Below are 23,242 nucleotides of genomic sequence, written 5' to 3' on the forward strand. Positions count from 1 at the left end.
GCACTGCATTGGGCCTTGTTGAACCCAATGCTATGGACTGGCCTCAATCCACTGTGGGAGCAAGCTTGCTCCCACATGGGTTTTGCATTAGTTGCTGGAAATCTCGCCAGCTGGCAATTTTTCCTTGCTGCGCCAGTGCGGCAGGGAGTTCCAGTAGCGCTGGCCCTTGGCGTCGTCGTACATGCCTTCCCAGCGGGAGATGACCAGCACGGCCAAGGCATTGCCGATCACGTTCAGTGCGGTACGGGCCATGTCCATGATGCGGTCGACACCGGCGATGAACGCCAGGCCTTCGAGCGGAATACCCACGCTGCCCAGGGTGGCCAACAGCACCACGAAGGACACGCCCGGTACGCCAGCGATGCCTTTGGAGGTGACCATCAGGGTCAGCACCAGCAGCAATTGCTGGCTGATCGACAGATCAATGCCGTAGAGCTGGGCAATGAAAATTGCCGCGATGCTCTGGTACAGGGTCGAACCGTCGAGGTTGAACGAGTAGCCGGTCGGTACCACGAAGCTGCAAATGGCTTTCGGCGCGCCGTAGGCTTCCATTTTCTCGATCACGCGCGGCAGCACGGTTTCGGAACTGGCGGTGGAGTAGGCCAGCACCAGCTCATCCTTGAAGATGCGCATCAGCTTGATCACCGAGAAGCCGAACAGGCGAGCGATCAGGCCCAGCACCACGAAGGCAAAGAAGGCGATGGCGACGTAAACCAGGATCACCAGTTTGGCCAGCGGTATCAGCGAGGCGAAGCCGAAGTTGGCCACGGTCACCGCGATCAGTGCGAAAACGCCGATCGGGGCGTAGTTCATGATCATGTGAGTGACTTTGAACATGCTTTCCGACACGCCCTGGAACATCTTCACCAGCGGCTCGCGCAGGTCCGATTGCAGGCTCGACAGACCGAGGCCGAACAATACGGAGAAGAAGATGATCGGCAGCATCTCGCCGCGGGCCATGGCCGCGAAGATGTTCGACGGGATCAGGTTGAGGATGGTTTCGATGAACGCATGTTCATGCTGAACCTCGGCGGCAGTGGCCTGGTACTTGGAAATATCCACAGTACCCAGGGTGCTCATGTCGATGCCGGTGCCCGGATGGAACACGTTGGCCAGTATCAGACCGACCACGATGGCAATGGTGGTGACGATCTCGAAGTAAATGATGGTCTTCAGACCGATACGCCCGAGCTTCTTCGCGTCGCCGACGCCTGCAATACCGACGATCAAGGACGAGATCACGATCGGGATCACAATCATCTTGATCAGACGGATAAAGATATCGCCTGCTGGTTGCAGGACGTTGCTGATCCACCAGGCTTTTTCGGCACTGAAATGGTTGAGCAGCGCACCGATTGCAATCCCCAATACCAGACCGATGAGGATCTGCCAGGCGAGGCTAAGCTTTGCCTTCTTCATATCTTTACCCTTACTTGCGTTTGACTCAGACAGATGCAAGAACTGGAACGCTTGTGGCGAAAAAGTCTTGTGCATCCACCCCCGTATAAGGTGCCCCGGAGCGCTTGTTATCGGCTTTCTGGCAGGCGAAAAAAGGCGCAACTATTCAGATGCAAGGAAGCGACGTCTAATGCCGTAAACGCCTACCCTATGCCGAATCGGCATGAGCTTTTTTAATTGAAACTCGCGTCCCAACCGGTTCGAATACGACATTTCGGCAGGCATAAGTGCCGTGAACCGGCCATCGCAGAGGAGGTTGGTTGTTTTTTGAACAAGGGGGTGTGGGCTAAAACTTGGGAAAAAGCCTACGTTTAAGCGCGAGAATTCTCGGTCTTTGAGTCGCAGTTTCTCGATATACGGTCACTAAAGAAACACCGCGAAATGGTTTTGCGAGGGATTAACGGAGCAGGCGAGCAGAACGCTCTAGGACAACACTTTGCGCTGAGGGAGCTCTTCGCAAGTCCGTCGATCCATGAGTGACCGGCGAACTTGCGTCGCAGCTTCTGCCTGACCCGGCCCTTGCGCAGGCACTCCCTGTACCCGTAGGTCACTCCGCCCCTGAAACAGGCAGAACGTCCCGGCCCCTTGATCATGCGTCTACCGTCCTCGGGTAGCGCAGTGGTAAGAAGCCATGCTGCTTCTTTCATGTTACGAATTCAGTACCAGTGTGGATCTTTCTTCAGCTGTTCCATCAACAAGTCCTGCATGCCCTGGTCTGGCTTTCCCAGAAAGCGGTAGTCGGCATGTCGCGTGGGCGACTTGTCGGCCGGCAGCCCCGCAGGCACTTCGACCAGCATGGCGTAGGCATCCTTCTTGTCGAAGCTGACGGCAACGATCAAGCGCTTATTGAGGCATGTCGCCTGCGATTCGCAGAGCGGCCCAACCAGATACTTTTCGCCATCTTCTTCAACGGCATTCATTTGCTCGGCGTCGCCGGACAGGTTCATGACCCATTCCGGCAGGCGTTCTTCCTTCTTCACCACGCCTTGCCAGGTTTCACGGTACTGCGGGTCTGCATTGAGCAACTCATTGACCCGCGCCTGGCCGTCATTGGCCGCTGTTGCCATGGCACTGCCGCCCAGAAGCAGGGCGGCTGCCAGTGTCTTTAACAAAACGCTCATATTCACCCTCGACCGCGACGGCCAAAGAAGAAGGAAGCAATGAACATCACCAGGAACACGACAAAGAGAATCTTGGCGATACCCGTGGCGGTGCCCGCGATACCACCGAAGCCCAGTACCGCAGCGATGATGGCAATGATCAAGAATGTGATTGCCCAGCTCAACATGGTGATTCTCCTTACGCTTCTATTTAGAGATGTTGCTTGTGGTGCTTTTCCCGGCGCATCGAGCGCGCCAAGTTCATGTGTTTAGAACACCCAACGTTCCTGGCGAGGCATCTCATCCGCAGGCTGAGCCTGGTCGACGTCCATCATTCGCATTGGGGGGCCGTCAGCCTGGTTACTGCTGGCCGCGCTGAAATGGGTTTGTGTCGGGTGCTGAATCAACAAACGTGGCGCTTCTTGATGCTGGTTTTGCTCCCAACGCTGAAACTGCTGGCCGGCGATCAAGGTGATTAATAGCGCCAGAACAGCAAATAGACCTTGCTGGATATGCAGTGGCGAGATACGCAACTGGGCGGCACGTTGGCGACTCATCCTGAAGCTCCTCCCACTCTGTGGTGATCTTGTTAGGGGCGACTTCTTGAATGCCCCGGTTAATCAGACCATTGCAGTCTGCATGCCAGCTTTTCATGATAATAAAAACCAATAAAATCAATTAGTTATGAATGATGTCGAATTCGGATCGGACGCATCCTGCACGATGGTCCTGTTGAGGTCGTGCGTAATGCACGATAGATTCGTAGGAACTTTCAATATTTTTGAATTGCGAGGAGGGCGTGGATGTCACAAGGGGACACCGGCAATCGCCTGCGAACCGGCTATCTGATAAAAAAACAACAAAATCAGGCGATTAGCCGTAGGGTGACGAGAGAGCTACGCTGCTGTGGCTGGAATCGACCAGAATCAACCATGCAACTTGCCCGATTTTTCCGGGACTAACCAAGATCATTCATTAAGGAGCGTAGGAAAATGGAGTCAGCCACTGAGCATCAAGGCCGCATTTTGCTGGTGGACGATGAGTCCGCCATCCTGCGTACTTTCCGTTATTGCCTCGAAGATGAAGGCTACAGCGTCGCTACCGCCAACAGCGCCGCTCAGGCTGATGCACTGCTTCAGCGTCAAGTCTTCGACCTGTGCTTCCTCGACCTGCGCCTGGGTGAAGACAATGGCCTCGATGTGCTGGCCCAAATGCGCATTCAGGCGCCGTGGATGAGGGTGGTGATCGTCACCGCTCATTCGGCTGTGGACACCGCCGTGGATGCCATTCAGGCCGGCGCCGCCGACTATCTGGTCAAGCCTTGCAGCCCCGATCAATTGCGCCTGGCCACCGCCAAGCAGCTGGAAGTGCGGCAACTGTCGGCACGTCTGGAAGCCCTTGAAGGGGAAGTGCGCAAACCCAAGGATGGCCTGGACTCTCACAGCCCGGCGATGAAAGTCGTGCTCGAAACCGCCCGACAGGTGGCCACCACCGATGCCAATATTTTGATTCTCGGCGAGTCCGGTACCGGTAAAGGCGAACTGTCCCAAGCCATTCACGGCTGGAGCAAGCGCGCGAAGAAATCCTGCATCACGATCAACTGCCCGTCCCTGACCGCCGAACTCATGGAAAGCGAGCTCTTCGGCCACAGCCGTGGCGCGTTCACCGGGGCCAGCGAAAGTACTCTGGGTCGTGTCAATCAAGCCGATGGTGGGACGCTGTTTCTTGACGAGATCGGCGATTTTCCGTTGGTTTTGCAGCCTAAACTGCTGCGTTTCATCCAGGATAAAGAATACGAACGGGTGGGCGACCCGGTCACCCGCCGCGCCGATGTGCGCATCCTCGCGGCCACTAACCAGAACCTCGAAGACATGTTGCGCGACGGCCGTTTCCGTGAAGATTTGCTCTACCGCCTGAATGTCATCACCTTGCACCTGCCGCCACTGCGGGAGCGCAGGGAAGATATTCTTAACCTGGCCGATCGCTTTCTGGCCCGTTTCGTCAAGGAATACGCGCGTCCGGCTCGGGGCTTCAGCGACGAAGCCCGTGAAGCGCTGCTCGGCTACCGCTGGCCTGGGAACATTCGCGAACTGCGCAACGTTGTGGAGCGGGCAAGCATCATTTGTCCACAGGAGCGAGTCGAGATCAGTCATTTGGGCATGGCTGAAACCCCGGTCAACAACGCACCTCGCATCGGCGCTGCGTTGAGTCTGGATGAATTGGAAAAAGCCCACATCGGAGCGGTCCTCGCCACTGCAGATACGCTGGACCAGGCCGCCAAGACCCTGGGTATCGATGCCTCGACGTTGTACCGAAAACGCAAGCAGTACAACTTGTGAGCTGTCTCCGATGAGACTGGCGATGAAGCTGCGCACGCGGCTGTTTCTGAGTATTTCCGCACTGATCACGGTGGCGCTGCTTGGGCTGTTGCTCGGGCTGGTCAGCGTGATGCAGATGGCGAGTTCCCAGGAAGCGCTGATTCGCAATAATTTCGTCACGCTCGACCTGGGACTGAAATTGCGTCAGACCCTGGGCGATCAACTGATGATCATGCTCAGCGAGAAGCCGGATCCTGCAGCGTTCGAGGCGTCCAGGCAGCATTATTTTCAGTTGCTTGATGAAGGCATTGTCCATGCCCAGGCTGGCGATGAGCTCCAACACGGTTTCGAACAGGCCAAGACTGACTACCTGAGCTTTCTGCAGGCGTACGACCTTTCACGTGACTCGACGCAGGTGTTGAGTGGCAACGAAGAACTCACCGAAAAATTCAATGCGTTGCGCAATGGTTTGATCGTCGAGCAACAGCGTGCGCTGGATAACATCAATGCCACCGAACGGCAGGCTCGGGAGAGGGCGCTGCTGGTTGCCGGCCTGCTCGGGCTGGTGGGGCTGGCGGTGTTGATCATCGGCTTCGTCACCGCCCACGCTATCGCTCAACGTTTTGGTGCACCGATCGAGGCTCTGGCCCAAGCGGCGGACAACATCGGCCAAGGCAATTTCGAAGTGACGCTACCGATTTCCTCGGCCGTGGAAATGAACCTGCTGACCAAGCGCTTCGGGATCATGGCCGAGGCCCTGCGCGAGCATCAGGCCACCAATGTCGATGAACTGCTCGCAGGCCAGCAGCGTTTGCAGGCCGTGCTCGACAGCATCGACGATGGGCTGTTGATGATTGACCGCGATGGTCGTTTGGAACACCTCAATCCAGTGGCGCAGCGTCAGTTAGGTTGGGACAGCGATCGTCTCGGTCAAGGTCTGGGTACGGCGCTTGAGCGTCCCGAACTCGATGATCAGTTGCAACTGGTACTGCGCGGCGGCACCCTGGAGCGGGCGCCTGAGGACCTGAGTATCGAGGTCGACGGTGAGTCGCGGTTGCTGACCTTTAGCCTGACGCCGGTCAGCCATACACAGGGGCATATTCTGGGCGCCGTGATGGTGCTGCATGACGTCACCGAACAGCGGGCGTTTGAACGGGTACGCAGCGAGTTCGTGCTGCGCGCCTCCCATGAATTGCGAACGCCGGTCACCGGGATGCACATGGCATTCGGCCTGTTCCGCGAGCGCGCGCACTTTGCCAAGGACTCGCGTGAAGCTGATCTGCTGGACACCGTGAATGAAGAGATGCAGCGCTTGATGCAGTTGATCAACGACCTGCTGAACTTCTCCCGCTACCAGAACGGATTGCAGAAGCTCACGTTGGCGCCGTGCTCCATCGAGGATTTGCTGGAGCAGGCCCGGGCACGTTTTGCCGGCCCTGCAGAAGAGCAGGGCATCGACCTGCTAGTGGAAGTGCAAGGGCCATTACCGCGATTGCAGGCCGATCAGCCGCAGCTGGACCGGGTGCTCGATAACCTGATCGACAACGCGTTGCGCCACACCGCTTCCGGCGGGCAAATACGTTTGCAGGCTCGACGCCACGGGGAGCGAGTGATTATCAGCGTCGAGGACAACGGCGAAGGCATTGCCTATGGTCAGCAGGGGCGGATTTTCGAACCCTTTGTACAGGTGGGTCGCAAGAAGGGCGGTGCCGGACTCGGTCTGGCACTGTGCAAGGAAATCGTGCAGTTGCACGGCGGTCGGATGGGTGTTTATTCGCGGCCAGGGCAGGGTACTCAGTTCTACATGGCGCTGTCGGTTTAAGCCGCAGCCGCTTCAGGCTTCGTCATCGAGACGTCGGGCAGCCAATCGGCGACCACGGGTAATCAGCTCGATGAACTGCACCGCACTCAGCGCATGGGCGAATAGCCAGCCCTGACCGAACTTCACGCCTTCACTGCTCAGAAGCGCCGCCTGGGATTCAAGTTCGATGCCCTCGGCAATTACCTTGAGTTGCAGTGCCTGGGCCATGTGAATGATGTGCGGGGCGACACCGCTACTCGCGGCGTCATGGCCCAGTGCATCGATAAACGCCTTGTCGATTTTCAGGCAATCGACGGGCAGGGTTTGCAGATAGGCGAGGCTGCAATAGCCGGTGCCAAAGTCATCGATCAGCACTTGATGCCCGACATCCCGCAAGGCTTGCAGGTTTTCCCGGGCTACCACGACATCGATCAATCCCCGCTCGGTAACCTCAAAGGCAATTTGCTTTGCCGCGACGCGGTGCAAGGTCAGCAGTCTCGCCATTACCTGACCGATGCGCGGCACCATGACGTCGCAGGCCGCAAGGTTGACCGAGATGTACAGTTGCGGATTGGCCCGCAACAATTGACCCAGTTGCTCAAGCAGGCGTTGCAGGACGAAGTCGGTCATCTGGCGGATCTGGCCGGTGTTCTCCGCCATCGGAATAAACAGGTCGGGGCTGGTCAGGGTGCCGTCCGGTCTTCGCCAGCGCAGCAAGGCTTCTGCCCCGACACAGTTGCGACTGTCGAGGTCGAAGATCGGTTGATACAGCACCTGCAATTCGCCTCGTCGTATGGCGCCACTCAGTTCGGCGTCCAGCGACTGTCGCTGGCGCACCAGCAGAAGCACCAGAAAACCCACGCATAAGGCGAGTGCCAGGCTGGCCGGCAGCAACCACCACCAGACAGCGGGCACATGCATACCGGTGCGCGGGCTGATCAGTACCAATTGGTATTCTGGATTGTTGGTTGGCATGCGGTAAATCAAGCGGGTCTGCGTCACTTGTAGCGCGTCGAGGCTTTTCGGGGGCCAGGGTTCGGTGGGTGGCCAGGCCTGCGAGACACCCAGTACCGGAATCGCGCGCGTACCGTGGTCGAGCACCACTAGCAGGCTGCTTCCCGGTGGCAAGTCGACCATGTCGGTCAAATGCCCGCGAGACGTCGCGACACGAAAATTGCCGCGTCCGAGCATCAGCGCGGCGCGGTTTTCATCGGGTTCGGTGGTGGTGTTCAGCCAGTAGCTGTAGGTCGGCCCCCTGATGTCTGGCGGCCTTATCATCGACAGCCCTTCCTGGCGGGGGCGGTTGGAACAGATCCGCGAGGCGTCCATATAAGCGGCTTCGTAAACGAAACGGTAATTGAAGCTAACCTGTTGCAAGGTCGCGATCATTTCGTCATCGCAGCCGCGTAACGGCTGGGCTTCCAGGTCGTCGAGGCTTTCACGCAACTGCCCGAAAAGTTGCTCCAGACGAGCAAGGAAGCGCTTTCCCTGGGCATTCATTTCTTCGCTTTCGCTCTGCTCGACTTGATGCATGGCCACGAACAGGCTGCCGGCCATCAGGAGTGTCGCGCTCAAGGCAGCAGCCAGTATCGCCAAAAACCAAGGGCGAAAGAACCAACTACGTAGTGTCTCTCGAGCAGCAGGCATAGGGAATATCCGAAGAATTACCAATGAGTTATAGCTGCTGATTGGAAAAAAGCCCTGACCGTCGGGCGGGCGTCATTATTTTGTCTGGTTCAATACTTGTAGAAGTGCCGCGGTTTGCGCATCCGGTGTGCCATCGAAACGTGACGGTCGGAAATGCATCTGGAAGGCCGCAATCACATGACGTGTCGCAACATCCAGTTCGCCGGTTTGCGGCGTGGGATAACCCGCGCGGGCCAGCTGTGCCTGAAACCAGCTGATGGTTGGCAGTTGTACTTCGAACTGTACTTGCTGACGCGTTACGGCCTGCTCGTTCGGCCAGACTCCCAGGCCTTCGGCAGCCAGACGCTTCCAGGGGAACAGCGGCCCCGGATCGAGCTTGCGCAGCGGGGCGATGTCGCTGTGGCCGATGATGCTGCGGGGATTGATGGCGTAACGCTTGCTGATGTCCTTGAGCAGAACGATCAGGGACTGGACCTGATCTTCGCTGTAGGGATACCAAAGGCGCCCGGCAGGGGTGTCTTTAAAACCCGGATTGACGATTTCGATCCCGATGGAACTGGAGTTCAACCAGGTCCGGCCTTGCCATTCGCTTTCCCCGGCGTGCCAGGCTCGGAGGTTTTCATCCATCAGCTTGTAGATGGTGGCGCCCTTGTCGTCGCCAATCAGATAGTGGCTGCTGACGTCGCCGTGGGTCAGCAGTTGCAGCGAGCGTTCCAGTGACGCGGAGGTGTAGTGCACCACCACGAACTGAACGCGGCTGTCGTAATTGGCTGAAGGGTGACGGGTGTCGAACCGGGGGCCGCTGGCACAACCGGCTAACAGAATCAGCGACACGATGAGAGATAGATATTTCATGGCAGAAGGCAATACACGCAAGACAGTAATGCAACAGTGTAACGTACTGCCTTGCGGGCAGACGGCCCACGCGAAGTTTTAAACAAAATGGAACAATTGCCCGTCAGCCCAGTGCGACTTGGTTACGGCCGGCATGTTTCGCGCGATATAGGGCCTGATCGGCTCTTTTAAGGACCAGATCGCTATGTTCGCCGGGCTTGAATGCAGTCAGACCCATGGAAATAGTGATGGTTACTGGCTCACCCTTAAAGTGGAAAGGGCAGGCTTCGATCGAGGCGCGCAGCTTTTCCAGCAGTTTCGCACCAGCAGCTGGCACCGTGTCTGGCATCAACAGGACAAACTCCTCACCGCCGAATCGGGCAATGAAATCCGTCCCGCGCAGGCGCTTGCGTAGCACGCTGGCGATGATTTTCAGTACTTTGTCGCCCGCCAGGTGACCATAGTTATCGTTAATGCGTTTGAAATGGTCGAGGTCGAGCATTGCCAGCAACAGGGTGTTGCCGTGTTGCTGCCATTGGTTGATTTCGTGATCCAGCCGTTCGCTCCAGGCTGCCCGGTTAGGCAGGCCGGTGAGCGGGTCGATCAAGGCTTTCTGACGCTGCTCTTCAAGATGCTCGCGGTAGCCCAGGGCTTCCTGCTCCATGTGCGCAACGCGTTCGGCCAGACTATGGAGGCGGGCCGCGACTTCCTGCTCGCGCTCGTCACGCTGCTTCTGGTGCTGGTCCATGGTGCCGAGCAGCCCTTCCAGATGGTTTTCCAGGACGTGCTTGAGATCGTCCAGGTCGGCGGCTTCCTGCATGCTGCTCTGCAAGCCGTCGACCTGCTCGCGGATCTGCGTGTCCATCTCGCGTGCGGCGGAACGGTTGTCGGCATGGCCTTCGCTGGCGGCTTGCAAGTTGCTTTGGAACGACTCGAGGCGTTCGTTTAACTGTTGCAAGTAGGCTTCGAATTCATGCTGGCCACTGTCGGTGATTGCCAGCATCAAGGTTGCAAGATCGTCGAGGATTGGCAGCAGTTCGTACCAATTCAAACCGTTTTGCAGGCGATCACGCATCGCTTCGGCTTGCGGACGATGACGCTCGGGCAGCGTCAGGTCGTCGAGCAGGCCCAGTAGCGTGTCTTCGATATGCTTGGCCACCGAGCTGTAGGACGGCTCGGGTGAGTCCGGCAGGGCGTAGAGAACATCCGGCTCGGATTGTTCAGTGTCTACGGCGGCCAGCACTTCAGCCATGGCCGGGGGCAGCGGCAGGCTGTCGAGATAGACCACCGGGGTCAGTTCGTCGGGATTGCTTTCCGGTTGAGCCTGTATTTCTGGCTCGATGATTGATGGAGCGGGTTCTTCTGGATGTTCTATGTCCGGTTGCGGTTGCGTCTCTGGAGTCTGGGTGCGCGCTCGCTCCGGCTCAAGCACCGGCGGAACAAACGCTACGACCGCAGGAGAAGGCGCTGCTGCGGGCGGAGCCTCGATCGTCGGTGGCTCGGATGCAGTAGCGGGTGCGGCAACTTGTGCGACCGCAACTTGGGGCCTATCGACCTCTGGCGCGAGATCGACAGATACCTGTGGTGTCTCGGCATGACGCACAGCAACCGCTTCGGCATGCTGCAGGGTGGGCGTCGGGACAGCGCCGGGGACAACCTGTAATGCCGCTTCATCCGCTTCACGGCTACCAAACAGTCGCTGCAGCAAACCAGGGCGGCCGGGTTCTGTCGGGTTTTCAAGCTGATTCAGGGCTTTTCCTTGCAGACCGCTCAGTTCGCTGAGCAGCAGCGGAATTTCGCGCGCCTGCCCGACTCTTGCATCCAGATGCTTGGCGAAGTTTTTCAGCGGCCGGCTTACTTCGCGGGGCAGCGGTAATGTTTGCAGCTGCGAGACCAGCGCGGTCAATGCGGCGCTGGTCTGATTAACCCGGGTTTCCCGGCGTTGTTCGGAGTCGAGCACGGCTTTTTCCAGCCGCGGAAGCAGGGCGGCCAGGCCGGCGTCCATGTCGTCGGTGCGCACGACTTCACGCATTTCCTTCATGCATTGGTCAACGACGCGGTCGGTGCCCTCGGCTGCCAGCGTGCTGCGCACCAGGCCACGACGCAGCAGGTCGAGCCGGGTGTCCCATCGACGTTCGAGCTTTTCCTGTTGTTCGATGCTTTTGAGGTATTTTTCTTTCCAGCGCTGTGCTTCGTCGCTCATTCATGGGATCCGCGAGGGGCAGGACTCAACGCGGGCAATGCATCGGCCGTGAGCGAACCCGGCAGACGAATCTCTACCGCGACCGGCAGGTGATCGGAAATGGGTTGTGCCAGCACCTCGACCTTTTCAAGGGTCAGGGTGGGGCTCAGCAGAATATGGTCCAGACAGCGTTGCGGGCGCCAGCTAGGGAACGTCGCTTCCAGTTGCGGCGCGAGCAGGCCGAGGTCACGCAACGGGGAGTTTTGCAGCAAGTCACTGGCATGGGTATTCATGTCGCCCATCAGCACCTGGTGTTTATAGCCGCCGATCAACTCGCGGATGTAAGCCAGTTGCATGCTGCGGGCGCGAGCGCCCAGAGCCAGGTGCATCATGACCACCACCAGCGCCTCAGGACCTTCGCCAAAGCGCACCAGAATCGCCCCGCGACCCTTGGGTCCCGGAAGCGGATGATCTTCAATCGCCCACGGGCGCAGGCGGCTGAGCACACCATTGCTGTGCTGGCCGAGGCGTCCGAGATTGCGATTGAGTTGTTGATACCAGTAGGGGAATGCGCCGAGCTGTGCCAGGTGTTCGACCTGGTTGACGTAGCCTGATCGCAAGCTGCCGCCATCGGCTTCCTGCAAGGCGACCAGGTCGAAGTCGCCCAGCAGATTGCCGATTTTTTGCAGATTGTCGGCACGCCCGGTGTGCGGCAACAGATGCTGCCAGCCTCGGGTCAGGTAATGCCGATAGCGCTCGGTACTGATGCCGACCTGGATATTGAAGCTGAGCAAGCGCAGACGACTGTCTGCGGGCAGGCCCGTTGATTCCAGATGATGTTCGTTGACCCGCGGATTATGCAGGCCAACGACGCGTTCAGTGCCCCAGCGGCGCATGGCAGTCGCGGCGCTTAGTTGGCAGCAGCCTTGTTAGCCGCTCGCTCTTTGTCGATCAGCTTGTCGGCCAGTTGCAATGCTTGCTCGGCGCCGCCGGCAGAGCCCACATCGAAGCGATACTTGCCGTTGACGATCATGGTCGGAACGCCGGAGATTTCGTACTTTTTGGCCAGGTCAGTGGCCTTGACGATCTGGCCCTTGATGGCGAAGGAGTCGAAGGTGGCCAGGAACTTGTCCTTGTCTACGCCCTGAGTGGCCAGGAAATCTGCCATTTCATTTTTGTCGACCAGCTTCTTGTGCTCTTTCTGAATTGCGTTGAACACCGCAGCGTGAACCTTGTTTTCGACGCCCATGGCTTCAAGGGTCAGGAACATCTGGCCGTGTGCGTTCCACGGGCCGCCGAACATGGCCGGAATGCGGACGAAGTTCACGTCGGAAGGCAGTTTCTCAACCCATGGATTGATCACGGGTTCGAAAGCGTAGCAGTGCGGGCAGCCGTACCAGAACAACTCCACCACTTCGATCTTGCCAGGCACAGCTACCGGGACGGGATTGGTCAGTTCGACATATGGCGCTGCGGGTGCTTCAGCAGCTTGGGCGGTCATGCCAAACAGGCTGGCAGCGACGAGTGCGGCGCTGATGATCAGATTACGCATGCTTTACTCCTGGACAATTTTGGTCGCCACGCGCGACCTGTTTTCAGACAGGTCCTGGCGGGCTTGAGTTCTGTAGTGTAACGGCAGCAGCCACAAAAAAGGGCGGCCAAAGCCACCCTTTTTATGCTTGCATCGACGGATTAATCGAGCGTTAACGTTGCGGGAGATGTACACCTCGCGCAACGCCCGATTCGCCGGCCTTAGTGCAGGCCTTGAATGTAGCTGGACACCGCTGCGATATCTTCGTCGCTCAGCTTTTTGGAGATGCTCTGCATCGGCTTGGTGTCGCCATCGTTGGTGCGGCCGGCTTCTTCCTTGCGGAAGTCGGTCAGTTGCTTGGCGATGTATTGAGCGTGCTGGCCGCCCAGGTGCGGGAAGCCGGCAGCTGCGTTGCCTGTACCATTCGGCGAGTGGCAGCCGGTGCAGGCTGGCAGGCCCTTGGCCAGATCGCCGCCGCGAAACAATGCTTCACCGCGAGAAACGACTTTCGGGTCGGCGGCGCCAACACTGCCTTTCTGACTGGCGAAGTAGGCGGAGATATCGGCCAGATCCTGATCACTCAGGTTGGTCAGCAGGCCGGTCATTTCCAGTACCGTGCGTTTGCCGGACTTGATGTCGTGTAGCTGCTTGTTCAGATAACGCTCGCCCTGGCCTGCCAGTTTCGGAAAGTTAGGCGCCATACTGTTGCCATCCGGGCCATGACAGGCGCCACATACTGCGGCTTTCGCCTGACCAGCAGTCGCATCACCTGCAGCATGGGCAATGCCGGAGATCCCCACGGTCAACAGCAGACTCACGATCAATTTGTTCATCAGCTAATCCAACTACGGCTAAGGGTTAAAGAGTTATGGACCGGGATCACTCGCTCATCCACTGGATGATTGCTTGGTAATCCTCGGCACTGCAGTCCATGCACAAACCACGCGGCGGCATCGCCTTGAAACCCTGGGTCACGTGTTGCACCAGCGTCTCCATACCTTTCGCCAACCTCGGCGTCCAAGCTTCCTGATCACCCTTTTTGGGCGCCATGGGTAGTTGGCCGGAATGACAGGCACCACAAACACGGTTGTACACAGCTTCCGGATCCTGTGTAGCCTGAGCGCTGTAAAGCGGCATCAAGACACCGGCAGCTAGCAGCCATTTCGTCATAAAACGACCTTTTCAGGGTTGAGAGCGTTCTGCGTTCTAGTGCGCAATCAAGGTCAATCGCTCTCGTGAACTTCATCCTACGCTGGGACAAAGCGCACACAAAATCTGCGGCATTATATACTGGCGTCACTGAAACGGAAACGACACTGCTCGCCGCGTCCATTCCCGGCGCCGCCCACATCGGAAATCCCATGCAACTCAAGAACCCCATCCTCGGCCTGTGCCAACAGTCCACCTTCATGCTCAGCGCTGCCAAAGTCGATCAATGTCCCGACGACGAAGGCTTTGAAGTGGCCTTCGCCGGGCGTTCCAACGCCGGCAAGTCCAGTGCGCTAAATACCTTGACGCACGCCAGCCTTGCGCGGACCTCAAAAACTCCGGGTCGCACGCAGCTCTTGAACTTCTTCAAGCTAGACGATGATCGTCGTCTGGTCGACCTGCCGGGGTACGGTTACGCGAAAGTGCCTATCCCGTTGAAGCTGCACTGGCAGCGTCACCTGGAAGCCTATCTGGGTGGTCGTGAGAGTTTGAAAGGCCTGATTTTGATGATGGACATCCGTCATCCAATGACCGACTTCGACCTGCTGATGCTCGACTGGGCTGTCGCCAGCGGCATGCCGATGCACATTTTGCTGACCAAAGCCGACAAGCTGACCTACGGCGCGGCGAAAAACGTCCTGCTCAAGGTTCAGGCAGACATCCGCAAGGGTTGGGGAGATGCGATCAGCATCCAGCTGTTCTCGGCGCCAAAACGCATGGGCCTGGAAGACGCCTACACTGTACTGGCGGGTTGGATGGAACTGGCGGACAAGGGCACCGAGCTCGCGGAGTAAGCTCATTTACAAAAACCGCGGGCAAAAAAAACCCCGGACTTCTTATGGGGAGGGGGAAGTTCCGGGGTTCAAGTTCCGGACCGCTAGGGCGGAGTCCAGATATCTGCCAACACTTAACACAACATTAGGAGCATCGAAGGGCTTCACCACCCATTCAGTAACTCTGAGTGGCGATTCAGGTGATTAGTTCAGAATTTTTTAACAAGCCTTTGGAATAGGCCATCGAATTTTCCGAACTAAGAGCCCTTCGGTCTTTCTGCCGCGGCACTATGCCGCAGCGGAAAACGCCTTTTCAGACGGTTCAGTGAGCCTCATCCCAGTTATTTCCTACACCAACCTCTACCAACAGCGGCACATCAAGCTTCGCTGCGTCGCTCATGTGTGCGCGAATTTCATCGCGGACCTGGTCGACCAAATCTTCACGCACTTCCAAAACCAATTCATCGTGCACCTGCAGGATGACTTTGGCGTCGAGGCCTGACGCTGTCAGCCAGCTATCCACGGCAATCATGGCTTTCTTGATGATGTCCGCCGCAGTGCCTTGCATCGGGGCGTTGATCGCCGTGCGTTCGGCACCTTTGCGCAGGGCCGGGTTTTTCGCGTTGATTTCTGGCAGGTACAAGCGACGACCGAAGATGGTTTCGACGAAACCTTGTTCGGCGGCTTGGGCGCGGGTGCGCTCCATATATTCCAGCACGCCTGGGTAACGGGCGAAGTAACGGTCGATGTAGGCCTGGGATTGCTTGCGATCAACACCAATCTGCTTGGCCAGGCCAAACGCGCTCATTCCGTAGATCAAGCCGAAGTTGATCGCCTTGGCGCTGCGCCGTTGGTCGGTGGTGACATCTACCAGTTCAACCCCAAAGACTTCAGCTGCGGTGGCTTTGTGCACGTCCAGATCGTTGCGGAACGCGTGCAGCAAACCTTCGTCCTTGGCCAGGTGAGCCATGATTCGCAGTTCGATTTGCGAATAGTCCGCTGCCAGCAGCTTGTAGCCTTTTGGCGCGACGAACGCCTGACGAATCCGACGCCCTTCAGCGGTGCGGATCGGAATGTTCTGCAGGTTCGGGTCGCTGGACGACAAGCGCCCGGTCGCCGCGACGGCCTGATGATAAGAGGTATGAATTCGCCCGGTGCGCGGGTTGATCTGTTCTGGCAATCGATCGGTGTAGGTACTTTTCAGCTTGCTCATCGAGCGGTACTGCATCAGCACTTTGGGCAGCGGGAAATCCTGTTCGGCCAGTTCCGCCAGCACGGCTTCGGCGGTGGACGCCTGGCCCTTGGCGGTTTTGCTGAGGATCGGCAGGCCGAGTTTTTCGTACAGGATCACGCCTAATTGCTTCGGCGAGCCAAGGTTGAATTCTTCCCCGGCGATGGCAAATGCCTCACGCTCGAGGGCGACCATTTTCTCGCCCAGCTCAACGCTCTGAATGCCCAGCAGGTTGGCATCGACCAGCGCGCCTTGACGTTCGATCCGTGCCAGAACCGGCACCAGCGGCATTTCGATTTCGCTCAGGACCTTGCTCAGGCTCGGGATGGCATTGAGCTTTTCCAGCAGGGTTTGATGCAGGCGCAGCGTGACGTCGGCGTCTTCGGCGGCGTAAGGTCCGGCCAGTTCCAGGGAGATCTGATCAAATGTCAGCTGTTTGGCACCCTTGCCGGCGATGTCCTGAAAACTGGTGGTGGTGTGATTCAGGTACTTGAGCGCCAGGCTGTCCATGTCGTGGCGGGTCGCGGTGGAGTCCAGCACGTAGGATTCGAGCATCGTGTCGAAGGCGACGCCTTGGACGGTGATGCCGCAGCTCTGATCGCCACCGATGGCGCAGTTGGCCAGGATGTTCATGTCGAACTTGGCGTGCTGGCCAACCTTGAGTTTGCTCGGGTCTTCCAAAATCGGCTTCAGCGCGCGCAGCACGGTATCGCGATCGAGTTGATCTGGCACGCCCATGTAGGAATGGGTCAGCGGGATGTAGGCCGCTTCGTTGGCTTGTACAGCGAAAGACAGGCCCACCAGTTGTGCCTGCTGTGCATCGATGCCAGTGGTTTCGGTGTCGAAGGCAATCAGCTTGGCGTCGTTGAGCTTTTTCAGCCACAGGTCGAAATCAGCCTGGGTGAGGATGGTGGTGTACTTGAGTTCGGTGTCGACGGCCGCTTCTTCAGCCACCGGAGCGACGACTTCCTGGCCGGAACGCTTGGCGTCGCGCTGGTTCTCTTCGAACCAGCTCTTGAACTCAAGCAGGGTGTAGAGCTCAGCGAGCTTGTCGTGATCCGGCTTGCCCATTTGCAGGTCGTCGAGGCCGATATCCAGCGGCACGTCGATCTTGATGGTTGCCAATTGATAGGAGAGAAACGCCATCTCCTTGTGCTCTTCGAGCTTGGCCGGCAGGGTTTTGGCCCCGCGAATCGGCAGTGTCGGGACGATGTCGAGCTGAGCATAGAGGTCGGTCAGGCCGCCGTTCACGCCGACCAACAGGCCGGAAGCGGTCTTCGGGCCAATGCCCGGAACGCCCGGAATGTTGTCGGAAGAATCGCCCATGAGTGCCAGGTAATCGATGATCTGCTCGGGAGCGACGCCGAATTTCTCCTTCACGCCCTCCACGTCCAGCGCGCTACCGGTCATGGTATTGACCAAGGTAATGTGGCCGTCGACCAACTGCGCCATGTCCTTGTCGCCGGTGGAGATCACCACCGGACGGTCGGCCGCCGCACTGCTGCGGGCCAGGGTGCCGATCACGTCATCGGCTTCGACGCCTTCGACGCAAAGGAGCGGGAAGCCCAAGGCGATCACGCTCTGGTGCAGTGGCTCGATCTGAACACGCATGTCGTCGGGCATGCTCGGACGGTTGGCCTTGTATTCGGCGTACATGTCATCGCGAAATGTCCCACCCTTGGCGTCGAACACCACGGCGAACGGACTGTCCGGGTACTGCTTGCGCAGACTCTTGAGCATGTTCAGCACGCCTTTGACCGCACCGGTCGGCAAACCTTTGGAGGTGGTCAGCGGCGGAAGGGCGTGAAAGGCGCGGTACAGGTAAGAAGAACCGTCCACCAGGACGAGGGGGGCTTGGCTCATGAGCAGGATCAACCTTTTCGGCGGGTCCGGCGCTAGAATAGCGGGACCGTTGACGACAAAGGGACAAGGTTATCATGCGCACACTAAATCGCCTGTTGCTGGCTGGGTTGTTTGCATCCGTTCCGTTGGCCGTCATGGCGGCGGACGATGCACCGACACCGGAGCCGGAAGTCACTATCCGCACGGAAGGGGATAAAACCATCCAGGAGTACCGCCAAAACGGTTTCCTGTACGCGATCAAGGTCACACCGAAGGGCGCACCGCCTTACTTTCTGGTGCGTGCGGACGGAACGGATGCAAACTTCATCCGCTCGGATCAGCCGGATATGCTGATTCCTTCGTGGAAGATTTTTGAGTGGAAGTAGTTTCTTAATTTCAATCGGCGCTGGCTCAAGCAGCGGCGCCCGTACTGGCAGTTCAAACATGTCTGTGTTCACCCCACTGGCTCGGCCCGAGCTGGAAACCTTTCTCGCCCCTTACGGGCTCGGCCGCCTGCTTGATTTCCAGGGGATTGCCGCTGGTAGCGAAAACACCAATTTCTTCATCAGCCTGGAGCAGGGCGAATTTGTCCTGACCCTGGTTGAGCGTGGTCCGGTTCAGGAGATGCCGTTCTTCATAGAACTGCTCGACGTGCTACACAACGCCGACCTGCCAGTGCCTTATGCCTTGCGCACCACCGACGGCGTCGCGTTGCGCGAACTGGCCGGTAAACCTGCGCTGTTGCAGCCACGTCTGGCTGGCAAGCACATCAAGGAGGCCAATGCGCAGCATTGCGCTCAGGTGGGCGAGTTGCTCGGCCATCTGCACCTTGCAACCCAGGCCAACATGATCAAGCGCAAGACCGATCGCGGCCTGGACTGGATGCTGGAAGAGGGCACGCAGTTGCTGTCGCACCTCAATGCCGAGCAAAGCGATCTGCTGCAACGGGCGCTGGACGAAATCACACAGCAGAAGACAAAAATTCTGGCGCTGCCGCGAGCCAATATCCACGCCGACCTGTTCCGCGATAACGCGATGTTCGAAGGCACTCACCTGACTGGGTTGATCGACTTCTACAACGCGTGTTCGGGGCCGATGCTCTACGACGTGGCGATTGCCTTGAACGACTGGTGTTCGGGCGAGAGCGGGTTGATCGACGGGCCGCGGGCGAGGGCGTTGCTTGGCGCTTATGCAGCGCTGCGACCGTTCACGGCGGCCGAGGCGGAGTTGTGGCCGACCATGCTGCGGGTGGCGTGTGTGCGGTTCTGGTTGTCGCGGTTGATCGCCGCCGAGTCGTTTGCCGGGCAGGACGTGCTGATTCACGATCCGATGGAGTTTCAGCAGCGTCTGGCGCAGCGGCAGCACGTCAGTACTCATTTGCCTTTCGCGCTCTAAAAGCTTCGCGAGCAGGCTCGCTCCCACAGGGGATCTTTAGTGGACACAAAATCTGTGTTCGCATCGATCAATGTGGGAGCGAGCCTGCTCGCGAATGGAGCGACACAAATGTCTGGGTTACAACGACTCCAGACACCCCGCCAAATCATTCCCCAACTTCTCCAACACCTGCTCATACCCCTGAGCGGTCGCCGGCGTGTACCCGCCCAGCGCGTCCAGTTCCGCCAGCTTCACCGGTAGACCCGCCACCAGGGTTTCCGCCAGGCGCGGACGCAGAGGCGGTTCGCTGAACACGCAGGTTTTGCCGACTTCCTGCAATCGAGTGCGCATCGCCGCGACGTGCTGGGCGCCGGGCTGGACCTCAGCGGCGACGCTGAATACGCCGGCGTGCTTGAGGCCGTAGGCGTCTTCAAAGTAGTCGAAGGCCTCGTGGAATACGAAGTACGGTTTGCCCGCGATGCCGGCCAGGCGCGCCTTCAAGCGAAGATCCATGGCATCCAGACGCTCATCGAACGCCTTGAGGTTGCTCTGATAACGCGCGGCATTGGCCGGATCGGCTGCACTCAAGTCAGCAGCCATTTTTGTGGCGATAACACGGGCGTTGACCGGCGAAAGCCACAAGTGCGAGTCCAGACTGCCGGGACGGTGGTCGTGATCATGTTCGTCGGCTTCTTCATGGGACTGGCTATCTTCGGCGAAATGTCGCAGTTTCAAGCCCGGTAAATCCTGCACGGCGACACTGGGCAGCGTACGACCATTCAGCACGCGGGGCAGGAAACCTTCCATGCCCGGACCGATCCAGTAAACCAGATCCACCGATTGCACCTTCCGTACATCGGATGGGCGCAAGGCATAGTTATGAGGCGAGGCACCAGGCGGCAGCAAGACTTCCGGAATCGTCACGCCGTCCTGCACCGCCGCGGCGATCAGCTGTAGAGGCTTGATACTGGCGAGAACTTTGACTTCGGCGTGCGCTGAACTGATCAGCAGAAAACTTGCGACAAATGCGACAAAGATAGAAAAAAGTCGGGACACGATGACCACTCGAAGAGGTGAGAACGGGTAACATAATAACGTCTCTCACAAAACTCGTCGCCGCTCATGCCTAAAACACCGATTGCCAGCCGTCCCCACGACCACTCTCATTGCGTCCATAGCGCATTGTCTGAGGCCGATGCTCTGTGCGCACGTCAAGGCTTGCGCCTGACCGCCTTGCGCCGGCGGGTGCTGGAACTGGTCTGGCAAAGCCACAAACCGTTGGGTGCCTACGACATTCTCGCGGTGCTCAGCGAGCAGGACGGCCGCCGCGCCGCGCCGCCGACCGTGTACCGTGCGCTGGACTTCCTGCTGGAAAACGGCCTGGTACACCGCATCTCCTCCCTGAACGCCTTCGTCGGCTGCAATCACCCGGGACACGCCCACCAGGGCCAGTTCCTGATTTGCCGCGAATGCCACGCCGCCATCGAGCTCGAACAGAAATCCATCAGCGACGCGATCATCAGTAGCGCCAAGGATGTCGGATTTGTCGTCGAAGGCCAGACCGTTGAAGTGGTCGGCCTCTGCTCAGGTTGCCAGGGGGTTTGATGAGCAACGCGCTGATCCGCCTCGAGCAGGTTGCCGTCACCTTTGCCGGGCAAATCGTGCTGGATAACATCGAGCTGAGCGTCGAGCCCGGGCAGATCGTCACCCTGATCGGCCCTAACGGCGCCGGCAAGACCACGCTGGTGCGCGCTGTACTCGGTCTGTTGAAACCGGACAGCGGCAGCGTGTGGCGCAAGCCGAAACTGCGGGTCGGTTACATGCCGCAAAAACTTCACGTCGATCCGACGCTGCCGCTGTCGGTGCTGCGCTTCTTGCGTCTGGTACCGGGCGTGGACCGCGCCATGGCCTTGGCGGCACTCAAGGAAGTCGGCGCCGAACAGGTGATCGACAGCCCGGTGCAAAGTGTTTCCGGTGGCGAAATGCAGCGGGTGCTGCTGGCCCGGGCATTGCTGCGTGAGCCGGAACTGCTGGTACTCGATGAACCTGTGCAAGGCGTCGATGTGGCCGGTCAGGCCGAGCTCTACAGCCTGATCACACGATTGCGCGACCGCCACGGCTGCGGCGTGTTGATGGTGTCGCACGACCTGCATCTGGTGATGAGCACCACCGACCAGGTGGTCTGCCTCAACCGTCACGTTTGCTGCTCCGGGCATCCCGAGCAGGTCAGCGGTGATCCGGCTTTCGTCGAGCTGTTCGGAAAGAACGCACAAAGCCTGGCGATTTATCACCACCATCACGACCACGCCCATGACCTGCATGGCTCGGTGGTCAGCGCCGCCCCGTCGGCCCCTACCCACGTTCACGGAGATAGCTGCAAGCATGGCTGATTTTCTGCTCTACGCCCTGCTTGCAGGCCTGGCCCTGGCGTTGGTCGCGGGCCCGTTGGGTTCGTTCGTGGTCTGGCGGCGCATGGCCTATTTCGGCGACACCCTTTCCCATGCCGCGCTGCTCGGCGTGGCGCTGGGTTTTCTGCTGGATGTCAGCCCTACCGTTGCGGTCACCGTAGGCTGTCTGCTGTTGGCGGTGTTGCTGGTGACGTTGCAACAGCGCCAACCGCTGGCGTCCGACACGCTTTTGGGAATTCTCGCACCGAGCACGCTCTCTTTGGGTTTGGTCGTACTAAGCTTCATGCACGAAGTGCGGATCGACCTGATGGCTTATCTTTTCGGCGACTTGCTGGCGATCAGCCCGACCGATCTGGCCTGGATACTCGGTGGCAGCGCGGCCGTTCTGGCCTTGCTGGTGACGTTGTGGCGGCCATTGCTGGCAATCACGGTGCATGAAGAACTGGCCAGGGTTGAAGGCCTGCCGGTGGCGGCGTTGCGCTTGACCCTGATGTTGCTGATCGCTGTGGTGATCGCGGTGGCGATGAAAATCGTCGGTGTGTTGCTGATTACGTCCTTGCTGATCATCCCGGCGGCTGCGGCACAACGTCACGCCCGGTCACCGGAGCAGATGGCACTGGGCGCGAGCCTGCTGGGCATGCTCGCGGTCTGTGGTGGGTTGGCGTTGTCGTGGTTCAAGGACACCCCGGCGGGCCCATCGATTGTTGTGACAGCCGCCGCACTGTTTCTGCTGAGTTTTGTCCTGCCCCGTCGAGGGGTGTAGACTTGCTCGTTTTTTGCGCAAATAGAGAGTCGCAGGAATGAAGCCGTTCGCCTCCCGTTATCTGCTCCTTGTCGCATTTTCGCTGCTACTGGGCGCTTGCCAAAGCACGCCACCGGCGGCCACCGAGGCTACCGGTGCACGGGCCACGGCCATCGCGCAGCTGCAACAAAGCCTAGCCAGCAGCGAACTGGCGACTGCTGAAGATCAACTCGCTGCCTTGCAGGCCGAGTCGCCCAACGATCAATCCCTTGAGCAATACCAGCGGCAACTGGCCGAAGCCTATCTGCGCCGCAGCCAGATCGTGCTGCAAAAAGGTGATGTGAATGCGGCTGCCACGGCGCTGAGCCGTGCCCGGGCGTTGATGCCCAAGGCTCCGGCGCTGACTGGCGGGGTCAACAACGCCATCGTCAATGCCCGCAAAGCCGAGCTGGATAGAGCCGAAGCTGCGCTCATGGCTGCCGAAGCCAAGCCACAGGCCAAGGTCATTGATCCGACGGCTGAAAGCACCACAGTTGCATTGAACCTGACTGATATGACCAAGCTTCGTCGTCAACTGGATGCGATCGCCGCCGATGTGGTGAATTACCAGTGCGACGTGAGTATTCAGGCGCCACGCACCCAGGACTTCCCTTGGTTGACCACGTTGCTGACCAAGCGCGTGAAGAAACTCGATGCGGATTTTGACCTGAATCTGGAGAAGCAGATTCTGCGCAACGTTCCGGCGCAGATGGTTCTGAGTCCGCGTAAGCCCTAAAAGCATCGTCGGATCGC

22 protein-coding genes are annotated in these 23,242 nt (G+C 58.8%); 9 read left to right on the top strand and 13 right to left on the bottom strand.

The features are described from left to right. Window positions 1-87 precede the first annotated feature (87 nt). The 4 genes from gltP to QFX16_RS00235 all read right to left on the bottom strand — a co-directional run bounded on the left by gltP (window position 88) and on the right by QFX16_RS00235 (window position 3,115). Window positions 88-1,419: a glutamate/aspartate:proton symporter GltP gene (gltP, locus tag QFX16_RS00220; protein WP_283182367.1), complete on the bottom strand. Its 1,332-nt coding sequence runs from the start codon at window positions 1,417-1,419 to the stop codon at window positions 88-90. A 695-nt stretch (window positions 1,420-2,114) separates the two neighbouring features. Beyond that, on the bottom strand, window positions 2,115-2,579 hold the full coding sequence (locus QFX16_RS00225) for an inhibitor of vertebrate lysozyme family protein (RefSeq protein WP_283182368.1): 465 nt from the start codon (window positions 2,577-2,579) through the stop codon (window positions 2,115-2,117). Window positions 2,580-2,581: 2 nt separating this feature from the next. After that, a complete protein-coding gene (locus QFX16_RS00230; RefSeq protein WP_003177151.1) occupies window positions 2,582-2,746 on the bottom strand; it encodes a DUF1328 domain-containing protein in 165 nt (54 codons plus the stop codon). Between the two features lie 81 nt (window positions 2,747-2,827). Further along, window positions 2,828-3,115 (bottom strand): hypothetical protein, encoded by a 288-nt coding sequence (locus QFX16_RS00235; protein ID WP_283182369.1) that lies wholly within the window; start codon window positions 3,113-3,115, stop codon window positions 2,828-2,830. Window positions 3,116-3,550: 435 nt separating this feature from the next. Here QFX16_RS00235 and algB point away from each other — a divergent pair, with 435 nt between their 5' ends. Both algB and QFX16_RS00245 read left to right on the top strand, forming a co-directional pair. Then, complete coding sequence (gene algB / locus QFX16_RS00240; RefSeq protein ID WP_283182370.1) at window positions 3,551-4,897, top strand: sigma-54-dependent response regulator transcription factor AlgB; 1,347 nt, start codon at window positions 3,551-3,553, stop codon at window positions 4,895-4,897. A 10-nt stretch (window positions 4,898-4,907) separates the two neighbouring features. Then, the gene (locus tag QFX16_RS00245) at window positions 4,908-6,698 is read left to right on the top strand and encodes an ATP-binding protein (RefSeq protein WP_283182371.1); all 1,791 of its coding nucleotides are present in this window, start codon (window positions 4,908-4,910) and stop codon (window positions 6,696-6,698) included. Window positions 6,699-6,710: 12 nt separating this feature from the next. Here the strand turns inward: QFX16_RS00245 and QFX16_RS00250 are convergent, their stop codons facing one another. The 7 genes from QFX16_RS00250 to QFX16_RS00280 all read right to left on the bottom strand — a co-directional run bounded on the left by QFX16_RS00250 (window position 6,711) and on the right by QFX16_RS00280 (window position 14,041). Next, a complete protein-coding gene (locus QFX16_RS00250; protein WP_283182372.1) occupies window positions 6,711-8,324 on the bottom strand; it encodes an EAL domain-containing protein in 1,614 nt (537 codons plus the stop codon). A gap of 75 nt (window positions 8,325-8,399) precedes the next feature. Beyond that, a complete protein-coding gene (locus QFX16_RS00255; RefSeq protein ID WP_283182373.1) occupies window positions 8,400-9,179 on the bottom strand; it encodes an N-acetylmuramoyl-L-alanine amidase in 780 nt (259 codons plus the stop codon). 103 nt (window positions 9,180-9,282) lie between these two features. Next, entirely contained in the window at window positions 9,283-11,361 is a 2,079-nt protein-coding gene (locus QFX16_RS00260) for a GGDEF domain-containing protein (protein WP_283182374.1), read from the bottom strand. Then, window positions 11,358-12,236: an endonuclease/exonuclease/phosphatase family protein gene (locus QFX16_RS00265; protein ID WP_283182375.1), complete on the bottom strand. Its 879-nt coding sequence runs from the start codon at window positions 12,234-12,236 to the stop codon at window positions 11,358-11,360. Before QFX16_RS00265 ends, QFX16_RS00260 begins: the two co-directional genes overlap by 4 nt. Window positions 12,237-12,250: 14 nt before the next feature. Then, complete coding sequence (locus QFX16_RS00270) at window positions 12,251-12,892, bottom strand: thiol:disulfide interchange protein DsbA/DsbL (protein WP_008156010.1); 642 nt, start codon at window positions 12,890-12,892, stop codon at window positions 12,251-12,253. 200 nt (window positions 12,893-13,092) lie between these two features. After that, window positions 13,093-13,704 (bottom strand): c-type cytochrome, encoded by a 612-nt coding sequence (locus tag QFX16_RS00275; RefSeq protein ID WP_283182376.1) that lies wholly within the window; start codon window positions 13,702-13,704, stop codon window positions 13,093-13,095. Between the two features lie 46 nt (window positions 13,705-13,750). Continuing rightward, the gene (locus QFX16_RS00280) at window positions 13,751-14,041 is read right to left on the bottom strand and encodes a c-type cytochrome (protein ID WP_008156007.1); all 291 of its coding nucleotides are present in this window, start codon (window positions 14,039-14,041) and stop codon (window positions 13,751-13,753) included. A 191-nt stretch (window positions 14,042-14,232) separates the two neighbouring features. Between QFX16_RS00280 and yihA the strand changes: the two genes are divergently transcribed. Further along, a complete protein-coding gene (gene yihA / locus QFX16_RS00285; RefSeq protein WP_283182377.1) occupies window positions 14,233-14,874 on the top strand; it encodes a ribosome biogenesis GTP-binding protein YihA/YsxC in 642 nt (213 codons plus the stop codon). A gap of 301 nt (window positions 14,875-15,175) precedes the next feature. Here yihA and polA read toward each other — a convergent pair whose 3' ends face one another. After that, window positions 15,176-17,947 carry a DNA polymerase I gene (polA, locus tag QFX16_RS00290; protein WP_283182378.1) on the bottom strand — a complete coding sequence of 924 codons (2,772 nt, stop codon included), beginning with the start codon at window positions 17,945-17,947 and terminating at the stop codon, window positions 15,176-15,178. A 74-nt stretch (window positions 17,948-18,021) separates the two neighbouring features. Here polA and QFX16_RS00295 point away from each other — a divergent pair, with 74 nt between their 5' ends. Next, window positions 18,022-18,312: a DUF2782 domain-containing protein gene (locus QFX16_RS00295; RefSeq protein ID WP_046055305.1), complete on the top strand. Its 291-nt coding sequence runs from the start codon at window positions 18,022-18,024 to the stop codon at window positions 18,310-18,312. A 58-nt stretch (window positions 18,313-18,370) separates the two neighbouring features. Further along, a complete protein-coding gene (locus QFX16_RS00300) occupies window positions 18,371-19,321 on the top strand; it encodes a homoserine kinase (RefSeq protein WP_283182379.1) in 951 nt (316 codons plus the stop codon). Window positions 19,322-19,438: 117 nt separating this feature from the next. On the opposite strand, the gene QFX16_RS00305 is transcribed toward QFX16_RS00300, so the two are convergent. Continuing rightward, window positions 19,439-20,356, bottom strand: coding sequence for a zinc ABC transporter substrate-binding protein (locus tag QFX16_RS00305; protein ID WP_283182380.1), 918 nt, complete (start codon window positions 20,354-20,356; stop codon window positions 19,439-19,441). A 66-nt stretch (window positions 20,357-20,422) separates the two neighbouring features. Between QFX16_RS00305 and zur the strand changes: the two genes are divergently transcribed. From zur to QFX16_RS00325, 4 genes are read left to right on the top strand one after another with little or no spacing between them, the layout of a single operon-like run. Then, entirely contained in the window at window positions 20,423-20,905 is a 483-nt protein-coding gene (zur, locus tag QFX16_RS00310) for a zinc uptake transcriptional repressor Zur (protein ID WP_033059798.1), read from the top strand. Further along, a complete protein-coding gene (znuC, locus tag QFX16_RS00315) occupies window positions 20,905-21,690 on the top strand; it encodes a zinc ABC transporter ATP-binding protein ZnuC (RefSeq protein WP_283182381.1) in 786 nt (261 codons plus the stop codon). Before zur ends, znuC begins: the two co-directional genes overlap by 1 nt. Continuing rightward, window positions 21,683-22,471: a zinc ABC transporter permease subunit ZnuB gene (gene znuB / locus QFX16_RS00320; protein ID WP_046044875.1), complete on the top strand. Its 789-nt coding sequence runs from the start codon at window positions 21,683-21,685 to the stop codon at window positions 22,469-22,471. The genes znuC and znuB overlap by 8 nt, the downstream gene beginning before the upstream one ends. Window positions 22,472-22,508: 37 nt before the next feature. Continuing rightward, on the top strand, window positions 22,509-23,225 hold the full coding sequence (locus QFX16_RS00325) for a PA5502 family lipoprotein (RefSeq protein ID WP_283182382.1): 717 nt from the start codon (window positions 22,509-22,511) through the stop codon (window positions 23,223-23,225). Window positions 23,226-23,242 lie beyond the last annotated feature (17 nt).

The sequence above is a fragment of the Pseudomonas svalbardensis genome, from assembly GCF_030053115.1.
Taxonomy (GTDB): domain Bacteria; phylum Pseudomonadota; class Gammaproteobacteria; order Pseudomonadales; family Pseudomonadaceae; genus Aquipseudomonas; species Aquipseudomonas svalbardensis.

Excerpts from the sequence above, each read along its gene's own strand:
- gltP (WP_283182367.1), bottom strand. The coding sequence starts at position 1,419 with ATGAAGAAGGCAAAGCTTAGCCTCGCCTGGCAGATCCTCATCGGTCTG.
- QFX16_RS00225 (WP_283182368.1), bottom strand. The coding sequence starts at position 2,579 with ATGAGCGTTTTGTTAAAGACACTGGCAGCCGCCCTGCTTCTGGGCGGC.
- QFX16_RS00230 (WP_003177151.1), bottom strand. The coding sequence starts at position 2,746 with ATGTTGAGCTGGGCAATCACATTCTTGATCATTGCCATCATCGCTGCG.
- QFX16_RS00235 (WP_283182369.1), bottom strand. The coding sequence starts at position 3,115 with ATGAGTCGCCAACGTGCCGCCCAGTTGCGTATCTCGCCACTGCATATC.
- algB (WP_283182370.1), top strand. The coding sequence starts at position 3,551 with ATGGAGTCAGCCACTGAGCATCAAGGCCGCATTTTGCTGGTGGACGAT.
- QFX16_RS00245 (WP_283182371.1), top strand. The coding sequence starts at position 4,908 with ATGAGACTGGCGATGAAGCTGCGCACGCGGCTGTTTCTGAGTATTTCC.
- QFX16_RS00250 (WP_283182372.1), bottom strand. The coding sequence starts at position 8,324 with ATGCCTGCTGCTCGAGAGACACTACGTAGTTGGTTCTTTCGCCCTTGG.
- QFX16_RS00255 (WP_283182373.1), bottom strand. The coding sequence starts at position 9,179 with ATGAAATATCTATCTCTCATCGTGTCGCTGATTCTGTTAGCCGGTTGT.
- QFX16_RS00260 (WP_283182374.1), bottom strand. The coding sequence starts at position 11,361 with ATGAGCGACGAAGCACAGCGCTGGAAAGAAAAATACCTCAAAAGCATC.
- QFX16_RS00265 (WP_283182375.1), bottom strand. The coding sequence starts at position 12,236 with ATGCGCCGCTGGGGCACTGAACGCGTCGTTGGCCTGCATAATCCGCGG.
- QFX16_RS00270 (WP_008156010.1), bottom strand. The coding sequence starts at position 12,892 with ATGCGTAATCTGATCATCAGCGCCGCACTCGTCGCTGCCAGCCTGTTT.
- QFX16_RS00275 (WP_283182376.1), bottom strand. The coding sequence starts at position 13,704 with ATGAACAAATTGATCGTGAGTCTGCTGTTGACCGTGGGGATCTCCGGC.
- QFX16_RS00280 (WP_008156007.1), bottom strand. The coding sequence starts at position 14,041 with ATGACGAAATGGCTGCTAGCTGCCGGTGTCTTGATGCCGCTTTACAGC.
- yihA (WP_283182377.1), top strand. The coding sequence starts at position 14,233 with ATGCAACTCAAGAACCCCATCCTCGGCCTGTGCCAACAGTCCACCTTC.
- polA (WP_283182378.1), bottom strand. The coding sequence starts at position 17,947 with ATGAGCCAAGCCCCCCTCGTCCTGGTGGACGGTTCTTCTTACCTGTAC.
- QFX16_RS00295 (WP_046055305.1), top strand. The coding sequence starts at position 18,022 with ATGCGCACACTAAATCGCCTGTTGCTGGCTGGGTTGTTTGCATCCGTT.
- QFX16_RS00300 (WP_283182379.1), top strand. The coding sequence starts at position 18,371 with ATGTCTGTGTTCACCCCACTGGCTCGGCCCGAGCTGGAAACCTTTCTC.
- zur (WP_033059798.1), top strand. The coding sequence starts at position 20,423 with ATGCCTAAAACACCGATTGCCAGCCGTCCCCACGACCACTCTCATTGC.
- znuC (WP_283182381.1), top strand. The coding sequence starts at position 20,905 with ATGAGCAACGCGCTGATCCGCCTCGAGCAGGTTGCCGTCACCTTTGCC.
- znuB (WP_046044875.1), top strand. The coding sequence starts at position 21,683 with ATGGCTGATTTTCTGCTCTACGCCCTGCTTGCAGGCCTGGCCCTGGCG.
- QFX16_RS00325 (WP_283182382.1), top strand. The coding sequence starts at position 22,509 with ATGAAGCCGTTCGCCTCCCGTTATCTGCTCCTTGTCGCATTTTCGCTG.